Here is an 18,057-nt window from a genome sequence, read left to right as displayed (position 1 = left end):
ACGCTATTTTGCCGTTTCCTTTTTAACAAACGGCTTGTATAAAATGTTCTTTATTTCATCCTTTTTTGTAGATATTGGGTTGATTTTTCTGCATGATAGGAGGAGCGTACTAATGGTGCGCTTTCTACTTGAGTGAATCCTTTCTTTAATCCGAGTTCTTTGTAAGCGGCGAATTGGGCGGGGGTAACGTATTCGGCTACCGCATAATGTTTATGTGTAGGTTGCAGGTATTGTCCGATAGTGAGAATATGGCAGCCCGCATTGCGCAGGTCGTCCATTAATTCCTCCACTTCGTCCGGAGTTTCTCCAAGACCGACCATGATACCGGATTTGGTGGTAGTACTGCTTGCGGATATTTGTCGCAGTACTTCGAGACTGGTTTCGTAGCGGGCTGCACTTCGTACCAACGGGCTGATGCGTTCCACCGTCTCCATATTGTGGGAGATAATGTCCGGTCGGGCTGCAATAACCATGTTCACCAGTTCCTTTCTGCCTTGAAAGTCGGGTATCAATACTTCGACGGTTGTCTCCGGATTGAGGCGTTTGATTTCAAGGATGGTTTGCGCCCAATGGGCAGCGCCGAGGTCAGGCAAATCATCCCTGTCCACAGAGGTGACCACGGCGTGCGAGAGTTTCATTAAGGCGATGGACTCGGCTACGTGTACCGGCTCTTGCGGATCGAGAGGCATAGGCTTGCCTGTTTGCGTATTACAGAATTTGCAGCAACGGGTACAGATGTCTCCGCCTATCATGAAGGTGGCTGTACCCCTTCCCCAACATTCTCCCATATTAGGACAACGCCCGCTACTGCAGATAGTGTGCAGGCAGTGGGATTCTACAATACGTTTTGTCTCGGTGTAACGTTCGTTGGCGCCGATACTTATTTTGAGCCATTCCGGCTTGCGTATTCTTTCGCTCATTTATTTTTCAACTCCCGATTAAAGAAATTCGTCAATTTGGTATACAGGTGCAAGCGGGTATTACCACCGAATATACTATGGTTGCGGTTGGTGTAAACCTGCATATCAAACTGCTTGCCAAGCTGTACGAGATGTTCGGCATATTCCGCACAATTCTGGAAATGGACATTATCATCGGCCATGCCATGTACCAATAACAGATTGCCATGCAATTTGTTGGCACGGGTAAAAGCGGATGAGGCTTTATAACCTTCGGCATTCTCTTTCGGGGTGCGCATAAAGCGTTCGCCGTATACGGTATCGTAATAGTTCCAGTCGGTGACAGGGGCAACGGCAGCACCTGCCTTGAACACAGGAGTTCCTTCGCTCATGCTCATAATAGTCATATATCCGCCATAGCTCCAGCCCCAGATGCCGATACGCTCTTTGTCCACGTAGGGCTGGCGTCCTAAATACAGGGCGGTTTCCACTTGGTCTTTGGCTTCTTTGATGCCGAGATTCAGATAAGTGCCTTTGGCGAACTCCGCACCGCGTCCGCCTGTTCCGCGTCCGTCTACACACACCACGACATAACCTTGTGATGCCATATAGGTTTCCCAGCTTATGCCGAACTTGTCAAGGACCTGTTGTGAACCCGGACCGCTGTATTGATACATCAGAACCGGATACTTCTTGCCGGAGGAGAAGTTTGTCGGTTTCATCATCCAGCCATTCAGGGTAGCGCCGTCGGAGGTTTGGAAAGAGAAAAACTCTTTTTTCGGCATATCATATCCTCTTAGCTTTTGTTTTAAGGCGGCATTGTCTACGAGCGTGGTAAGTGTCTTGCCGGTATTGTCGTTCAGGGTAATGACAGTCGGAGTGTCCAGATTGGAGTAACGGTTCATGAAATACTTCATATCTGTACTGAACTGCGCACTGTTTGTGCCGGTCTGTGATGATAATTTAGTCTTTTTTCCCTTACGGTCTATTTTGTAGATAGCGCTACGTAGCGGGCTTTCTTCATTGCTGCTGTAATAGAAGCTGCCGTCTTCGGGGGCATAGCCCAAGAAGTCCTGTACCTCATAGGAACCGGAGGTGACTTGCTTGATGAGGTTCCCGGCTATGCTGTACCAGTACAAGTGGTTATATCCGCTTTTTTCGCTTACAAAGCTGAAGTTTTCCGGATAAAAGATGATGTTGTCGAATACATTCTCGCGGATATACGTATCGCTTTCGTCACGCACCGCCAGTTTGCAGACAGTGCTGCGAGGATCGGCAAAGTACAAGTCGAACCTGTTTTGGTGGCGGTTCAGCGTCATGATGGCAAGCTTGTTCGGGTCTTGCGTAAAACGGATGCGGGGAATATATCCTCCTTCTTCCAACGGAAGATTGATTTTACGGGTTACTTTAGACTTGATGTCAAACGTATGTACAGATACTTTTGAGTTCTTTTCACCCGTCTTGGGATATTTATAGGTATACTCACCCGGATATTTTTCATAAGGAGCGATATGGGGCGCTTCTCCCGCAAATACCGGGAAAGTATAAGACGGAACTTCCCGTTCGTCAAAACGGATGAATGCCAACATCTTGCTGTCGGGGCTGAATTCCAATGCACGGTTAAAAGAGAATTCTTCTTCGTACACCCAATCGGGGATGCCGTTCAGCACTTCATTGCGTTTGCCGTCTTCGGTCACTTGGCTTTCGCTGTTGCCGTAGAGGAGTTTTACAAGGAAGATGTTATTGTCGCGCACAAAAGCCACTTGGAATCCGTCGGGCGAAAAGACCGGCACCTGTTGCGGCCCGCCGTCGGACAGTTTCTCTACTACATTGTTTATCTTACCGTCCAGATTTCGTTTCAGGCTATATATATAATGTACTGCCGTATAAGAATGACGGTAGATAGGAGTCGTTTCCGTTGCGATAAGTAGCTTGCTGCCGTCCGGAGCAAAGCTGTAGCTGTCGAACTTCTTAAACGGGCATTCGCGGGCGGTGGCGGCATCGAACAATACTTCCACCGGTTTGCCTGTTTTGAAAGAGTATTTGATGATTTGCGTCTTGTCCGCATTCATTTGCGAATAGTGCTCTCCATCTCCCGGAATAGGGATTACGCCTGAAATACTTTGAGGGGTAAACTCTCCGGATACAATTTCTTTTAAATCGAGTGGTTTGCCGCTTTGGGCAAAACTTGCCAGCGTATAAAGGCAGAAAAGAAGTGCAAAACTTATCTTTTTCATATCTCTTAATTCGGTTATTGGGTACAAATATACGATAAAGCGGAAATCTAATCTAATTAATAAATGATAATTTCCCTTTTATCGTTTGCGGGGAACACGCAGGAAGATGATAAGCATGACTACGAGCGAGCCTATCATCATATAAGGATAAAGTGCTATGCCATTGTCGTATACGGAAATCATGCCCATCAGTCCGTTCATGCAAGTCTGCCCTACAAGTGCTATGGCAAGCGCTATGCTGAAAGCCGTGCCGGACAGTGCCGGATAGCGTGTGCCCAGTATGCTGAGTATGACGGGGTAAGTGGGTGACAGCCCCATTCCTATCAAAACCATGCCTGTTGCAGCCCGCAGGAATCCCGGGGATGCGGTCAACAGTCCGAAGCCTATTGCCGTGAGTATAAGGCTGTAAGGCAATACTTTTGCAGGTTGTACTTTCTTGAAAATCAGGATTTGCAGCATACGTGCTATGGTAAGTCCCGCAACCATGCAGGTCAATACAATCAGTGCTCTGTTGGCGGGAATGTCAGTCATCCTCCCCAAATAGCTTGTAGACCAGTTATTGCACACTCCTTCAATTCCACTTTGGAAGAAAAGGACAAGGCTGAGTAGCAGTAAGGCGCTTTCTTTTAACAGTCCCAATCCTTCTTTTACCGGAAAACCTTGCGCCTGCTTGGGAGTGGGAAAGCGTACCGGGATGCAGAACAGTATTCCTGCCAGCATGATAAAGCCTATGCCTTGCAGGATAGTTTCAAAAGAGTAATATTCAGATAAAATACCCAAAAGGCTTGGTATGCCTAATGCTCCCAAACCGTAGAACATTCCCAAAAAGCTGAGTCGCGAACCTTTTTCCGATTCACCTGAGATGTCGGACACCAGCGCATTGGTTTCTCCGTTGAGGATGCCGCCTCCCAAACCTATGCCCACTATGGAGACCTGAAGGAGCGGAACACTCCTGAAGAATATCAAACCCTCCACGCCCAGCAGCACAATGATGCATCCGGGCACAAGCAAGGCTTTATGTCCGAAGCGGTCGACAATGGGACCGAAAATTACAGAGCCTATCAGCATGCCCAAAGGCAGGAAAGTTACTAACGATGTTGCTTGCAATCCGCTCAACCCCAATTTGGATACGAGGGCGGGTAAGACCGAACCTAATGTAATCATTGAAACGCCGAAGAAACACATCCCGATGCATGCAGCAGTAAATACAAGGTTTTTGTGATAACTGTTACTCATACTCTTAGAGGTTAATTGATAAAGGTTGTATGCAAAGCTATGAATTTATTTTAGTTTTCCAATAAGAACCCTTTACTTCGAAGGGAATGAAATGAATATTTCTTATTACGAAGAAAAAAACTTATTTTTGCTTCTAAATGAAAAAACCGATGAATGTGACACCCCTTTATAATGAATTTCCTCTGTTTTTGAAACGTTATTTTCCATATAAGGTACAGAAAATTTCGTTGAATGCCGGTTTTACCTGTCCCAATCGTGACGGGAACAAAGGGTATGGCGGCTGTACCTATTGCAATAACCAGACTTTTAACCCGGATTATTGCCGTACCGAAAAATCCATCACCCGGCAATTGGAAGAGGGGAAACATTTCTTTGCCCATAAGTATCCGGAAATGAAGTATCTTGCCTATTTTCAAGCCTATACCAATACCTATGGCGAATTGGAATCTTTGAAGCGAAAGTATGAAGAAGCGTTGTCGGTAGACGGGGTAGTGGGACTGGTAATCGGTACCCGTCCGGATTGTATGCCCGATGACCTGCTCCGGTATTTGGAAAGTATCAATAAGCATACTTTTCTTTTGGTGGAATACGGCATCGAAAGCACTTGTGACGAAACGCTTCGCCGCATTAACCGCGGACATACTTTTCAAACCACTGTTGATGCAGTGGAAAGGACGGCGGCTTGCGGCATATTGACCGGCGGACATATAATTTTGGGGCTACCGGGTGAGACTCACCAAAGCATCGTGGCGCAGGCGCAAGATTTGTCAGGTTTGCCGATTACTACGCTGAAAATGCATCAGTTACAATTGATACGCGGCACCCGTATGGCTTTGGAATATGAACGGAGTCCTGAAGATTTCCATCTCTTCGGCGTAGAGGAATATATTGAACTTGTGGTAGATTATGTGGAACATCTTCGTCCGGATATTGTCTTGGAGCGTTTTGTCTCGCAATCTCCTAAAGATTTGCTTATCGCACCCGACTGGGGACTGAAAAATTATGAATTTAACCATCGGGTTCAAAAAAGAATGAAAGAACTTGATGCATATCAGGGGAAGAAGTATGAAATGTGAGAAAAAAGCCTTATTTTTGCCGCAGTTAAATATGGAATCAATCTAAATTAGAAGATAATAACAATGAACCCAAAAACAGTGATAAAAGGAAAAATCCACTACGTGGGAGTGAATGACCGCAATAAGCATTTGTTTGAAGGTATGTGGCCGTTGCCTTACGGAGTATCTTACAACTCCTACCTGATAGACGATGAAACAGTTGCATTGGTTGATACGGTAGATATTTGTTACTTTGAGGTATATCTTCGGAAAATAAAGAGCATAATCGGTGATCGCCCTATCCAGTATCTCATCATCAACCATATGGAACCGGACCATTCCGGCTCTATCCGCTTAATCAAACAGCATTATCCCGACATTATTATTGTTGGCAACAAACAGACTTTCGGAATGATAGAGGGATTTTATGGCGTGACGGGTGAGCAATATATGGTGAAAGACGAAGATTTTCTTGCTTTAGGACACCATAAACTTCGTTTCTACATGACTCCCATGGTGCACTGGCCCGAAACGATGATGACGTTTGACGAAACGGACGGCGTGCTCTTTTCCGGTGACGGATTCGGTTGTTTCGGCACGCTTGACGGCGGCTTCCTTGATACACGCATGAATCTGGACAAGTATTGGGACGAGATGGTTCGTTATTATTCTAATATCGTAGGCAAGTACGGCTCTCCTGTGCAGAAGGCGCTGGCAAAACTGGGCGGGCTGCCCATCTCCACCATCTGTTCCACTCACGGACCGGTGTGGACGGATAACATTGCCAAAGTAATCGGCGTCTACGACCGCCTGAGCCGCTATGCAGCCGAGGAGGGTGTTGTCATCGCCTACGGTTCCATGTACGGCAATACCGAACAAATGGCAGAGGCAATCGCTGCGGAACTTTCAGTGCAAGGCATCAAGAACATCGTGATGCACAATGTCAGCAAAAGCAATCCTTCTTACATCATAGCCGATATATTCAAGTACCGGGGTCTGATAATCGGAAGCCCCACTTACAGCAACCAGATTTATCCGGAAATAGAATCGCTGCTTTCCAAGATATTGGTGCGCGAAGTGAAAGGTCGCTATCTGGGCTATTTCGGTTCCTTCTGCTGGGCAGGTGCGGCTGTGAAGCGTATGGGTGAATTTGCCGAAAAGAGTAAGTTTGAAATCGTAGGCGATCCGGTGGAAATGAAACAAGCCATGAAGGACATTACCTATGAGCAATGCGAGAATCTGGCACGCGCCATGGCAGAGCGTTTGAAGAAAGACAGAAAATGACAATAAACCTCCAATTTATTAACCTAATAAAATAATCGTAATGAGACTAATCATTCAACCGGATTATCAATCCGTATCACAGTGGGCGGCACATTATGTAGCCGCTAAGATTAAAGCCGCTAATCCGACACCTGAGAAACCGTTCGTACTGGGATGCCCTACAGGTTCTTCACCTCTGGGTATGTACAAAGCCTTAATCGACCTGAACAAGAAGGGTATTGTATCTTTCCAGAATGTAGTGACTTTCAACATGGACGAATATGTAGGCTTGCCGAAGGAACATCCCGAAAGCTATTATTCTTTTATGTGGAACAATTTTTTCAGCCACATCGACATCAGGCCGGAAAATACCAATATACTGAACGGCAACGCTGCCGACCTCGATGCGGAGTGTGCACGTTATGAAGAAAAAATAAAATCTTATGGCGGAATTGACCTCTTCATGGGCGGCATTGGTCCTGACGGGCACATTGCTTTCAACGAACCGGGGTCTTCTTTGTCATCGCGTACTCGCCAAAAGACTCTGACTACCGACACTATCATTGCCAACTCTCGTTTCTTTGACAATGATGTGAATAAAGTGCCCAAAACATCCCTGACAGTGGGTGTAGGTACTGTGCTCAGCGCAAGAGAAGTCATGATTATTGTAAACGGTCATAACAAGGCCCGCGCTCTTTATCATGCAGTGGAAGGTCCTGTGATGCAGATGTGGACTATCAGCGCTCTGCAAATGCATGAAAAAGGAATCATCGTTTGTGACGATGCCGCTACCGCAGAACTGAAAGTCGGTACATACCGTTATTTCAAGGACATTGAGGCAGATCATCTTGACCCGGCTTCTTTGCTGAAATAATAAGGAAATAGTAGATAGATAAAGAGCTGCCCGTTTTCTCGTTGTGAGAGGAACGGGCAGCTCTATTTTTATTGCTCTACACTTCTGCCGTTTGGCTACTTTTATTTTGTTTAGTAAAACGTGACCGGCGATTTACTAAATCTCCGAGCACGTTTTACTAAATTGTTGGTCACGTTTTAGTAAATTGTTATCCTTCGTCCAACCGGCCTTTTCCTTGACGTACGATTTCTGCTTCGCCACCGGTGCAGTCTACTATTGTAGAGCCTTCGATACCGCCTATGCCGCCGTCTATTACCAAGTCTACGATGTTACCGAATTTCTCATTAATCAGTTCGGGGTCGGTACAATATTCAATGTCTTCGCTTTCTTCGTAAGGGAGGGTGGTAGTCATGATAGGGGCATCCAACAGGCGTGCCAGTTCTTGAATAATCGGACTGTCGGGCATACGGATTCCCACCTCCTTGCGGTTGCGAAAAATCTTCGGCAGACGGACAGTGCCGTTCAGGATGAAGGTGAAAGCACCCGGCAGGTTGCGTTTCATCAGCTTGAACGTATTGTTGTCGAATTTGGCATATTCGCTGATGCTGCTCAGGTTGTAGCAGATGATAGAAAGATTATTCTTTTTCGGGTCAATGTCCTTGAGTTGGCAGATGCGTTCTATTGCACGTTCTTTCAATCCGTGGCAACCAATGGCATACATAGTATCGGTAGGGTAGATGATGATGCCGCCGTCATTCAGGATGTCGATAACTTGCTGTAAATCTGCCGGATTGTTATTCTTTTCATAAAGTTTCAGAAGCATGATACTATGGGATTAATAAGTTGGGTGTAAAAATACTTGTTAATATTCTCAAAAGCAAGAGAATCATCTTTTTAGCATCTCTTTCTCTAATTTTTTAATTTTCTTCCATGCCTCTTTGAATTTGGGGCAGAGAGCAACAGCCTTTTCGTAATTCTTCATGGCGGCTTCTTTCATCTCCAGTTTAAGGCACTCGTCACCCATAATGATGTATTCGCGGGCGTATTTCACCAGTGTCTTTTCTTTCTCTACGGCTGCCTGTTTCAGGGCGCGGTTTTCTTCGCGCAATTGATTGATAATATTCAGTTTTTTACGGATAAGACGTTGCACAACAGGTTTCTCGATGTCGTAACGGGAATGGATGGCTTTAAAAAACTCATCGAGGAAAGTATCAAAATCTCCTTTGTCGAATGCTTTGGTCGCTGCTGCGTATTGTACGTCTGCCTGTGCCTGTTTCAAGGCGCGGTCAATAGCTTGGCGATTGTTGAAACGTTCGGCAAATCCTATGATTTCGGGGCGTACAAATACATCGGCGCGGCTGACGGGTTTCTTCAGTTGTATTCCTTCCAGAGAGGTACATCGGCTAAGCGCTACGTATGCTTGTCCGCCTGCAAACACTCCACCTGTGAAGTCGACAACTACCCGGCTGAACGTCAGTCCCTGACTTTTGTGGACAGTGATGGCCCATGCCAGCCGTACGGGATATTGGGTGAAAGTTCCTAATTCTTCTTCTTCAATCTGCTTTTTGCTCTCATTGTATTTATAGCGGATGTTTCGCCATGATTCCCGTTTCACGTCACATTCCTTGCCATCGTCCGTAATGACATAGAGCGTCTCTTCAATGGGGTCGAAGCCGCTGACGATGCCGATTGTGCCGTTTACCCACCGGCGGTCGAAATCATTCTTTATAAAAATGATTTGTGCACCCGGTTTGAGTATCAATTCCTGCGAGGTGGGGAGACTGCTTTCGGGGAAGTCGCCCATGATTTCACCATGGAATGTTACGGGCTCTCCGGGCAGTTCGGCAAGTTTCTTGTCGTTGATATAGTCCACGTTGTCGCGGCGGGTGGCGAGAGTGATGTACATATCGGCTTCGGACTGTTCTATCTGTGTGCCATAGCGGGTGTTGAGCAGTTGCAAGTCGGCAGCCCCCACCGTATTGTTTCGTATGTGGTCCAGTACGCTGACAAATGCTTTATCGGTCTGGCGATAGACAGTCTGCAGTTCGATGGATACAAGGTCTATTTGGTTGAAGACTCTTGCAGAGAAAAAATAGGGGGTGGGGTAGAAACGGTTCAGTATTTCCCGTTCATCTCCTTTCACCACCGGTTCCAGCTGAAAGACGTCACCTACCAGTAAGATTTGTTTTCCGCCGAAAGGTTCCCGCAGATTGCGTGAGTAGACACGTAAAATGCGGTCGACGGCATCGATAATGTCTGCCCGCACCATCGAAATTTCATCGATGATAACCAATTCCAGTTCTTCAAGTAACTTGCGGTGCGGCTTGGTATATTTAAAGAATTCGTGGATGCGTCCCCGCTGCAGACTGAAATTAGGGTCATCGGGCAGAAGTGGATAGAACGGCAGTTTGAAGAAACTGTGCAATGTGCTTCCTCCCGCATTGATGGCGGCGATTCCCGTAGGCGCCAGCACTACGTGCTTCTTCTTGGTATGTGCGCAGATATACCGGAGAAAGGTTGATTTGCCCGTACCCGCTTTCCCCGTCAGGAAAACAGACTGGCGGGTGTACTGTATGAGGTTCAAAGCGTCTTGAAACTCCTTGTTTTGGGTATCGGGTACGAAAGACATGATTCAACTTTCAATTATCCCGTATCGCTTTAGCGCATTGGCTATGCCGTGGTCATCAACACTTGTGGTGACATAATCGGCTACGGCTTTTACATCGTCTTTGGCATTCCCCATGGCTACTCCGATGCCGGCATGGCGCAACATGCTGATGTCGTTTCCGCCATCACCGAACGCCATTGTCTCTTCCTTACGAATGCCGAAATGCCGGATTATTTCGTCAATGCCCCGCTGTTTGGTATTTCCTTTGGCGGTAACGTCGACAAATGCGGGATGCCAGCGCCCCATCTCGCAGTTGGGAATGGAAGGCAGTATGGTTTGCTCTTCTTCAATAGTGATAAAAGGTGTAAGCTGGTAATACTCCTTGTCTGAATGGTTGCTTGTATAGGGTTCTGATGCAATAGGGTCTGTCTTGAGCTGATTATTGAATATCTCTGTTACGATTTCGCCGGGCTGGTTTACGTAAATATCTTGTTCGCCTACCAGTATGCAGGGGATATTGCGTTCGTGGCAGAAACTTGTCAGCGCATCTACTTCGGCTGTCGGAACGGGGCTTTTGTAGATAACGGTATTATCCACAAAACAATAGGCGCCATTCATGGTGATGTAGCCGTCTATCAAATTCCGCTCCTGCAGGGCGGCGAGGTTATTGATGATGACGCGTGGACGTCCGGTAGAAATGAATATCTGTATGCCTTTGGCTTTAGCGGCTTCCAGCGCTTCAATGGTGGAAACGGGAATTTGGTGGGTTTTGAAGCTCACCAGTGTACCGTCAATGTCAAAAAACAGAGCTTTAATCATATAGGTCTCTTTTAAATTGGTTGGCAAATGTACTCAAAAGCGAAGATATTTCGTACTTTTGCGCACAATTTTGTTCAGTGCATTTAAAATCAAAAAAACGAATATATAATGAAGAAACATTCTTTTAAAGACTGGATGATAGCTGTACGTCCGTGGTCGTTCCCGGCTTCGGCCATGCCGGTGGTGGTGACGCTGGCCTATTTGTTTTGGATGAAGGAAGATATAAACTGGGCGAACGGTATATGGGCTTTGTTGAATATCATTGTCTTTCATGCCGCCGGAAATACTTGGAGTGATTATTTCGACTATAAGCAAGGAGTTGATATGAAAGACACGTTTGGCGCAAAGACGCTGACGGACAATATGTTTACTCCTAAGGAAATATACCGTTTGTCGTTAACCCTGCTTTTGGTGGCCCTTGCCGGAGGCCTCGGATTATTGTGGCGCACCGGTTTTCCCTTGTTGTATATCGGCTTGGGCGGTGCGGCGTGTGCGCTTCTCTATCCGCCGCTGAAGTATAATGCGTTGGGAGATGTCGTTATCTTCATGGCTTACGCTTTCTTGCCTACTTTGGGGACTGCCTATGTCTCTACCGGAGTCTTTCTGTGGGACGTTCTGTGGATAGCGCTTCCCGTAGGATTGATTACGGTGGCAATCCTGCATGCCAATAATACCCGCGATATGCAGACCGACGCCCGGGCAAGCATCAAGACATTGGCAATGGAATTGGGAGGAAAGACTTCTGTGATTCTTTATTGCGCGGAGATATTGTTTCCTTTCGGTTGGATTGCCGGTTGCGTAGCTACCGGAACTTTTCCTTTATGGACTTTGTTGGTCTTGCTTGTATTGGTTCCTGCCGTCGGCAATGTTCGTGTCATGTCCCGGTTTTCCGGGAAGGGTGTTGCCGCTATCGCCAATTTGGATGAAATGACGGCAAAACTCCAGTTATTGTTTAGTTTGGTATTTGCTTTATCATTTGTTATAGCCGGTTTATTCGTATGAAGAAATTTGTTTTTACTATTGTGTTGGCAGCTATATTGTGGACTGTCATGTTTTCACCGTGGACGGCGCCTGCCGTTAACTTTTGGTGGATGATGACCGGTTCCGCACTGACTTTATCTGTTTTTGCCACTTTGTTTAACCCCGGCTGGTGGCGGGGGGTGAAATGGAGTATTCCCAATGTTTTGTTGGGCGTTGGCATTGCCGTTGCTTTATGGATGATTTTCTGGGTAGGAGATAAGGTTTCCGCTTGGATGTTCGACTTTGCCCGTCCGCAGGTAGATTCCATTTACGGTATGAAAGAAGGCGAGTCTCCCTGGTTGCTGGCTGCCTTGATGCTGGTGTTGATAGGCCCTGCAGAGGAAATCTTTTGGCGGGGATACGTACAACGCACGCTTTCCGAACGTTGGAAGAATCCCGATGCAGGCTTTGCGGTGGCTACGGCTTTGTACGCGTTGGTGCATGCCGGCTCTTGCAATTTCATGCTTATCATGGCAGCATTGGTGGCAGGCGTAGTGTGGGGAGCGCTTTACCGTTTCTTCCCGAATAGGTTTGCCGCTATTATCCTGTCGCATTCTTTGTGGGATGTGGCTGTGTTTATCTTTTTCCCTATTTAAAATTACTTGAACCTTATGAAGTATAATTTTGATGAAGTGATTGAACGCCGCGGTACGGATTCCGTAAAGTGGGATGGCGTGGAGAATGTGTGGGGGCGTAACGATTTGCTTCCCATGTGGGTGGCGGATATGGATTTCCGTACACCGCCTTTTGTAATGGATGCTTTGCGCCGTCGTCTCGACCATGCGGTTTTGGGATATACTTTCGCTTGTGAGGAGTGGTATACCTCTGTTTGCAGTTGGTTGCACCGGCGTCATCAATGGGATATTACGCGTGATATGCTGACGTTTGTTCCCGGAATTGTGCGCGGACAAGCCTTTGCCTTGCAATGCTTTACCAAGCCGGGAGATAAGGTGATGGTAATGACTCCGGTATATCATCCTTTCTTTTTGGTGACCGAACGTTTGGGGCGTGAAGTCGTCTACTCGCCGCTTGATTTGTACGACGGGCATTATCATATTGACTTCGACCGTTTCGCTAAGGATATTCAAGGATGCAGGGCGCTCATTCTTTGTAATCCTCATAATCCCGGCGGGCGTGTATGGACGGTTGAGGAATTACGTCGGATAGCCGCTGTCTGCAAGGATAGCGGAACCATGGTCATATCCGATGAGATACATGCGGATTTGACTTTACCGCCCTACAAGCATCATCCTTTTGCCACAGTTTCCGAGGCTGCTGCGGAGATTTCTCTTACCTTTATGGCTCCCAGTAAGGCTTTTAATATGCCGGGATTGGGCAGTTCCTATGCCATAGCGGTGAACGAGGATATTCGCCATCGTTTCCGGGAATTTATGGAGGCGGGCGAGTTCAGCGAAGGACATTTGCTGGCCTATATCGGTGCTGCGGCTGCCTATACGCATGGAGAAGAGTGGTTGGAACAACTGCTCGAATATATACAAGGCAATATAGACTTTACGGAAAATTATCTGAGAGAGCATATTCCGGGCATCGGCATGATACGCCCGCAGGCTTCTTACCTTATTTTTCTGGATTGTCGCGGATTGGGGTTGCCGCAAGAAGAGTTGGTACGGCTCTTTGTGGAAAAAGCCCGTTTGGCGCTGAATGACGGGACGATGTTCGGCAAACCGGGGGAAGGCTTCATGCGGCTGAATGTAGGTTGCCCCCGTTCGGTTCTGCAAAAGGCTTTGCAACAGTTATCCGCAGCGGTTAATGAAGGAAAGGCAAAGATATAAAGCTTAAATACTTATCCTCACAGTTGATCCCTATTGCAAAACGCAATGGGGATTTTTTTTGCCTTGATGAGGCATACCTACTTGTGATTATCTTATCTTCAATTTATACTCTGTTTTAGGTATTGTTACCATTTTTAACAACCTCTACCTTTGTCCCAACAAAAATTAAGATAAAAGATGGGAAAATTAACGAGCTTATTTACACTATGTTTTTTGTTGTCGGCAGGTGCTCTGTGGGCGGGTGAACCCGATAAGGCAAGCGCCGGGACAGAGAGTACCGGGAGTACGTTGAAAAAAGAAAAGACAAGCGCTTCGGATGATAGCAGCTACAAGAAATTCCGTTTCGGCGGATATGGAGAAATGGTAGCCAGTTTTAAGGACTATGGCATCAATCGCTTCTTTGGTGGTAATCGGGGTAATTCGGACGATCATCGCAACACAATCGCCATTCCGCGTTTTGTGTTGGCATTCGATTATAAGTTTAACTCCAAATGGGTGTTGGGAGCTGAGATAGAGTTTGAGTCCGGTGGTACGGGTACGGCTGTGGAGTTGGAGAATTCAGAAAATGGAGAGTACGAGACGGAAATAGAAAAAGGTGGTGAAGTTGCTTTGGAACAATTTCACATAACACGTTTGATACACCCGGCATTCAATGTACGTGCCGGACATATGATTGTTCCTGTGGGACTTACCAATACGCACCATGAGCCCGTCAACTTCTTCGGAACTTATCGTCCCGAAGGTGAGACGAGTATTCTTCCCTCTACATGGCATGAAACTGGTATTGAGTTCTTCGGTACTTTCGGAAAGGGGTATGCCACGTTTGATTATCAGGCTTTGATTGTGGCAGGTTTGAATGCTAATGGATTCGACCGTAATAATTGGGTTGCAGGTGGAAAACAGGGATTCTTTGAAGTCGATAATTTTACTTCTCCCGCTTATGTTGCTCGTTTGGACTATAGAGGAGTACCGGGTCTGCGTATAGGCGGATCTTTTTATTATTGTGCCAATACGGCATCCAATTCTGATAAAATAGCCACTTATGCCGGAGTAAAAGCGCCGTTGCGTATTTATACAGTCGACGGTCAGTATAAGAACAAGTATGTCACGGCGCGTACGAATTTTGTATTTGGAAATCTGACAGGTTCTACCGCAATTAGCAATAAGAATAAAGGTTTATCCAATTCCTCTCCTTATACCCGTGTGGTACAGGTAGCGAAGAAAGCGGTGAGTTATGCCGGAGAGGTCGGCATTAATCTCCGTTCTATTTGCAATGATAACAGGAAAGTCCCCGTAATCTATCCGTTTGTCCGTTACGAATATTACAATCCTCAGGAAGAGGGAGAAAAAGGACAGCTTCCTATGGATAAGAGAAATCAGGTGAGTATGTGGACTGCCGGTCTGAACTGGTATGCATTGCCTAATCTGGTAGTGAAGGCTGATTATATGACCCGGCAAATAGGTACGGGCAAGGTATTCGGTAAAGGTAAATACAACAGTGAAAATGAATTCTCTATCGGCATCGCTTACGTCGGTTGGTTTATTAAGAAATAGCATATTAATCTCAAATAATAACGATGAAAATGAAAAAGTATTTTTTGTATGTTGCAGCTTTTATGCTGTCTTTGGGCGGAATGATGTCCGCATGTAGTGACGATGATGACCCCACCAAGGGAAATGGTAATGGTGCTGTAGAAGAAATCAACATTACCAAGGATAATGCGGCAAATTGGTATAGCTACATGATTAATGTCGCAAATCTGTTGAAAGAAGATGCCACTACGCTTTACGATGATTGGAATACCGGATATAAAGGGGGAGCTTCTTATGCTTCAATTTTTAAAAGTCATAATAATTCCGCTTACTTCGGTACTGCCAATAACTGCGTTCGGCAAATAATTGAAGGTTGTTGGGATATAGCCAATGAGGTAGGTGACGCCAAAATCGGAGACCCTTATGATTTGTATGCAAGTGGAAAAACACAAGATGCCCTTTATGCTGTGGAGTCTTGGTTCAGCTGGCATTCTCGTGAAGATTATTCAAATAACATCATTTCTATTTATAGTGCCATTTGCGGTACAAGAAATGTGAAAGTGAGCAATGATGTAATGGATTTGGCAAGCTCGGAAATTGCTGCAAACTCTATTTATAATGTAGTCAAAGCTAACAATAACGAAGGATTGGCAGACGCTACTCGCGAGGCTATTAAGAAAACCTATGATGCAATTTTGGCTATTCCTGCTCCTTTCCGCAGTCATATTAACAGTGCGGAAGCATTGGCAGCCCAAGATGCTTGTGCGGATTTGGCTATTCTTTTGAATAATAAATTACTTCCGGAGATTACTCAAAAGCAGGATATATATAATGATGCGGCACTGAATGAGGTGGTAAATACTTATGTGGATGATGTTGTACTCCCTACTTACAAGGATTTGAAAGACGAAGTTGCTGTCTTATTGGAAAAAGTAAGTGCTTTACAGAAAAATCCGACGAATGCGAATTTTAAGGCAGCTGCAGCCCAATGGATTATAGCCCGTAAACCTTGGGAAACAAGTGAAGCGTTCCTGTTTGGCCCTGTTGCCGATAATGGCTTGGACCCCAATATGGATAGTTGGCCGTTGGATGCGGATGCGATTGTCAATATCTTGAATTCGGGAGATTTCACCAAGTTACAATGGAACGGTGAATTCATTACCGATGAGAACGGCGACCCCGTAGAGAGTATTGCATCCGCTCAGAATGTCCGCGGTTTCCATACATTGGAATTCCTTCTTTTCAAGGATGGTAATCCTCGTACAGCACCTGCCGAGTAAAAAATAAACTCTGTTGCTTATGAGATATTTAGAGAAACGTTTGTTCCCGTTGTTGCTTGGCTCGCTGCTTTGCTGTGCTTGTGAGGGCGATACTTATGATATACTGGATATAGAAGTGCCGAGCGGTTATGAGTTATCTGCCGGTACCGCCACTGTATTTATGCGTTCTTCCAAGGCTTATGACACTCCGGCCAACTGGGTGACGGGAGCCTATAACTCACGTTTCAATAACGGAGACGGACTTTACGACGATGTCCGTACCAGCACTAACGGAACGGGAGGCGGTTTAGGCCCTGTCTATGCCGGATATTCCTGCGGCAGTTGCCATCATAACGCAGGCCGTACACGTCCTACATTGTGGAGTGAGGGAGGGTCGGGCAGTAGCGGTTTCTCTTCTATGCTGATATACATTACCCGCAAGAACGGCGCTTTCTTTCCCAACTACGGGCGTGTACTTCACGACCAGTCCATTTATGGCGTAAAGGCGGAAGGAAAGCTGAAAGTGGAATATATTTATCAGGATTTTAAGTTTCCTGACGGTACTCCTTATCAGCTTGCCAAGCCCGTTTATACGATAACGGACTGGTATGCGGAAGAAATAAAACCGGAAGATTTGTTCTGTACGGTTCGTATTCCCTTGCGGCATGTGGGAATGGGACAGATGATGGCGCTTGACCCGAAAGAGATTGAGGCGCTTGCCGCTAAAAGCAATTATCCCGAATATGGCATTAGCGGGCGCTGTAATTACATTACGGAGAAAGGCGTGAAAAGTTTGGGATTGTCGGGCAACAAGGCCCAGCATGCGGATTTGACCGTGGAATTGGGCTTTTCCAGCGACTTGGGAGTTACCAACAGCCGTTATCCGGAGGAAATCTGTGAAGGGCAATTGCAAATGGATCAGGGCAGCATGATGGGACTGTCCTATGATAAGCTGGATGTATCAGCGGAGGATATGGAGGACGTAGACCTCTATTTGCAATGCTTGGGTGTACCGGCCCGTCGCAATGTGGATGACGAACAGGTTATCAAAGGTGAGCGGAAGTTCTATGAAGCCAAATGCCACCTTTGCCATATCACTACATTGCATACCAAACCGCGTGGCAGTTCTTTGTTGATGGGGACGCAGCTCCCGTGGCTGGGTAGCCAAACCATTCATCCGTATTCGGATTTTTTGCTTCATGATATGGGTTCGGAAATTATGGGTGTGGGATTGAACGACAACTATGTCAGCGGTCTGGCACGCGGCAATGAATGGCGTACCACCCCGTTGTGGGGCATCGGCTTGCAGGAGATTGTGAACGGACATACCTATTTCTTGCACGACGGGCGTGCCCGCAACCTGGTTGAGGCCATTATGTGGCATGGCGGTGAGGCGGAGGCTTCCAAGAATCTGTTTAAGAATATGAGTAAAGAAGACCGTGATGCACTGATTGCATTTATCAATTCACTGTAACAACAAGT

General features: G+C 46.3%; 15 protein-coding genes. 9 read left to right on the top strand and 6 right to left on the bottom strand.

Annotated features, from left to right (window positions below):
- Positions 1–50: 50 nt before the first annotated feature.
- The 3 genes from lipA to DW121_RS01170 form a co-directional block, all read right to left on the bottom strand.
- Positions 51–920 carry a lipoyl synthase gene (gene lipA, locus DW121_RS01180; RefSeq protein ID WP_118322853.1) on the bottom strand — a complete coding sequence of 290 codons (870 nt, stop codon included), beginning with the start codon at positions 918–920 and terminating at the stop codon, positions 51–53.
- Positions 917–3,136 carry a S9 family peptidase gene (locus DW121_RS01175; RefSeq protein ID WP_118322852.1) on the bottom strand — a complete coding sequence of 740 codons (2,220 nt, stop codon included), beginning with the start codon at positions 3,134–3,136 and terminating at the stop codon, positions 917–919. The genes lipA and DW121_RS01175 overlap by 4 nt, the downstream gene beginning before the upstream one ends.
- 78 nt (positions 3,137–3,214) lie before the next feature.
- Complete coding sequence (locus DW121_RS01170) at positions 3,215–4,372, bottom strand: MFS transporter (RefSeq protein ID WP_118322851.1); 1,158 nt, start codon at positions 4,370–4,372, stop codon at positions 3,215–3,217.
- A gap of 149 nt (positions 4,373–4,521) precedes the next feature.
- Between DW121_RS01170 and DW121_RS01165 the strand changes: the two genes are divergently transcribed.
- The 3 genes from DW121_RS01165 to nagB all read left to right on the top strand — a co-directional run bounded on the left by DW121_RS01165 (position 4,522) and on the right by nagB (position 7,564).
- Positions 4,522–5,448 (top strand): TIGR01212 family radical SAM protein, encoded by a 927-nt coding sequence (locus DW121_RS01165; protein WP_117711244.1) that lies wholly within the window; start codon positions 4,522–4,524, stop codon positions 5,446–5,448.
- Positions 5,449–5,511: 63 nt separating this feature from the next.
- Positions 5,512–6,711 (top strand): FprA family A-type flavoprotein, encoded by a 1,200-nt coding sequence (locus tag DW121_RS01160; RefSeq protein ID WP_118322850.1) that lies wholly within the window; start codon positions 5,512–5,514, stop codon positions 6,709–6,711.
- Between the two features lie 40 nt (positions 6,712–6,751).
- Positions 6,752–7,564, top strand: coding sequence for a glucosamine-6-phosphate deaminase (nagB, locus tag DW121_RS01155; protein WP_117711117.1), 813 nt, complete (start codon positions 6,752–6,754; stop codon positions 7,562–7,564).
- A 187-nt stretch (positions 7,565–7,751) separates the two neighbouring features.
- Here nagB and DW121_RS01150 read toward each other — a convergent pair whose 3' ends face one another.
- The 3 genes from DW121_RS01150 to DW121_RS01140 form a co-directional block, all read right to left on the bottom strand.
- Positions 7,752–8,366: an L-threonylcarbamoyladenylate synthase gene (locus tag DW121_RS01150; protein WP_118322849.1), complete on the bottom strand. Its 615-nt coding sequence runs from the start codon at positions 8,364–8,366 to the stop codon at positions 7,752–7,754.
- 63 nt (positions 8,367–8,429) lie between these two features.
- The gene (locus DW121_RS01145) at positions 8,430–10,172 is read right to left on the bottom strand and encodes an ATP-dependent RecD-like DNA helicase (RefSeq protein ID WP_118322848.1); all 1,743 of its coding nucleotides are present in this window, start codon (positions 10,170–10,172) and stop codon (positions 8,430–8,432) included.
- A 3-nt stretch (positions 10,173–10,175) separates the two neighbouring features.
- Positions 10,176–10,970, bottom strand: a complete 795-nt coding sequence (locus tag DW121_RS01140) for a Cof-type HAD-IIB family hydrolase (RefSeq protein ID WP_118322847.1) — start codon at positions 10,968–10,970, stop codon at positions 10,176–10,178.
- Between the two features lie 108 nt (positions 10,971–11,078).
- On the opposite strand from DW121_RS01140, the gene DW121_RS01135 reads away from it, so the two are divergent.
- The 6 genes from DW121_RS01135 (at position 11,079) to DW121_RS01110 (ending at position 18,049) form a co-directional block, all read left to right on the top strand.
- Entirely contained in the window at positions 11,079–11,972 is an 894-nt protein-coding gene (locus DW121_RS01135) for a prenyltransferase (RefSeq protein ID WP_118322846.1), read from the top strand.
- Positions 11,969–12,586, top strand: coding sequence for a CPBP family intramembrane glutamic endopeptidase (locus DW121_RS01130; RefSeq protein ID WP_118322845.1), 618 nt, complete (start codon positions 11,969–11,971; stop codon positions 12,584–12,586). The genes DW121_RS01135 and DW121_RS01130 overlap by 4 nt, the downstream gene beginning before the upstream one ends.
- Positions 12,587–12,601: 15 nt before the next feature.
- Entirely contained in the window at positions 12,602–13,783 is a 1,182-nt protein-coding gene (locus DW121_RS01125) for a MalY/PatB family protein (protein WP_118322844.1), read from the top strand.
- A gap of 177 nt (positions 13,784–13,960) precedes the next feature.
- A complete protein-coding gene (locus DW121_RS01120) occupies positions 13,961–15,337 on the top strand; it encodes a hypothetical protein (RefSeq protein WP_117711124.1) in 1,377 nt (458 codons plus the stop codon).
- Between the two features lie 23 nt (positions 15,338–15,360).
- Positions 15,361–16,596: an imelysin family protein gene (locus DW121_RS01115; RefSeq protein WP_118322843.1), complete on the top strand. Its 1,236-nt coding sequence runs from the start codon at positions 15,361–15,363 to the stop codon at positions 16,594–16,596.
- A gap of 19 nt (positions 16,597–16,615) precedes the next feature.
- Positions 16,616–18,049 carry a di-heme oxidoredictase family protein gene (locus DW121_RS01110; RefSeq protein ID WP_118322842.1) on the top strand — a complete coding sequence of 478 codons (1,434 nt, stop codon included), beginning with the start codon at positions 16,616–16,618 and terminating at the stop codon, positions 18,047–18,049.
- Positions 18,050–18,057: the final 8 nt, after the last annotated feature.

The organism is Bacteroides sp. AM10-21B, assembly GCF_003472565.1.
GTDB lineage: Bacteria > Bacteroidota > Bacteroidia > Bacteroidales > Bacteroidaceae > Bacteroides > Bacteroides propionicigenes.
This window is presented reverse-complemented; position numbering and strand designations above follow the sequence as displayed.

Excerpts from the sequence above, each read along its gene's own strand:
- lipA (WP_118322853.1), bottom strand. The coding sequence starts at position 920 with ATGAGCGAAAGAATACGCAAGCCGGAATGGCTCAAAATAAGTATCGGC.
- DW121_RS01115 (WP_118322843.1), top strand. The coding sequence starts at position 15,361 with ATGAAAATGAAAAAGTATTTTTTGTATGTTGCAGCTTTTATGCTGTCT.
- DW121_RS01160 (WP_118322850.1), top strand. The coding sequence starts at position 5,512 with ATGAACCCAAAAACAGTGATAAAAGGAAAAATCCACTACGTGGGAGTG.
- DW121_RS01120 (WP_117711124.1), top strand. The coding sequence starts at position 13,961 with ATGGGAAAATTAACGAGCTTATTTACACTATGTTTTTTGTTGTCGGCA.
- DW121_RS01165 (WP_117711244.1), top strand. The coding sequence starts at position 4,522 with ATGAATGTGACACCCCTTTATAATGAATTTCCTCTGTTTTTGAAACGT.
- DW121_RS01175 (WP_118322852.1), bottom strand. The coding sequence starts at position 3,136 with ATGAAAAAGATAAGTTTTGCACTTCTTTTCTGCCTTTATACGCTGGCA.
- DW121_RS01110 (WP_118322842.1), top strand. The coding sequence starts at position 16,616 with ATGAGATATTTAGAGAAACGTTTGTTCCCGTTGTTGCTTGGCTCGCTG.
- DW121_RS01145 (WP_118322848.1), bottom strand. The coding sequence starts at position 10,172 with ATGTCTTTCGTACCCGATACCCAAAACAAGGAGTTTCAAGACGCTTTG.
- DW121_RS01125 (WP_118322844.1), top strand. The coding sequence starts at position 12,602 with ATGAAGTATAATTTTGATGAAGTGATTGAACGCCGCGGTACGGATTCC.
- DW121_RS01140 (WP_118322847.1), bottom strand. The coding sequence starts at position 10,970 with ATGATTAAAGCTCTGTTTTTTGACATTGACGGTACACTGGTGAGCTTC.
- DW121_RS01130 (WP_118322845.1), top strand. The coding sequence starts at position 11,969 with ATGAAGAAATTTGTTTTTACTATTGTGTTGGCAGCTATATTGTGGACT.
- DW121_RS01135 (WP_118322846.1), top strand. The coding sequence starts at position 11,079 with ATGAAGAAACATTCTTTTAAAGACTGGATGATAGCTGTACGTCCGTGG.
- DW121_RS01150 (WP_118322849.1), bottom strand. The coding sequence starts at position 8,366 with ATGCTTCTGAAACTTTATGAAAAGAATAACAATCCGGCAGATTTACAG.
- nagB (WP_117711117.1), top strand. The coding sequence starts at position 6,752 with ATGAGACTAATCATTCAACCGGATTATCAATCCGTATCACAGTGGGCG.
- DW121_RS01170 (WP_118322851.1), bottom strand. The coding sequence starts at position 4,372 with ATGAGTAACAGTTATCACAAAAACCTTGTATTTACTGCTGCATGCATC.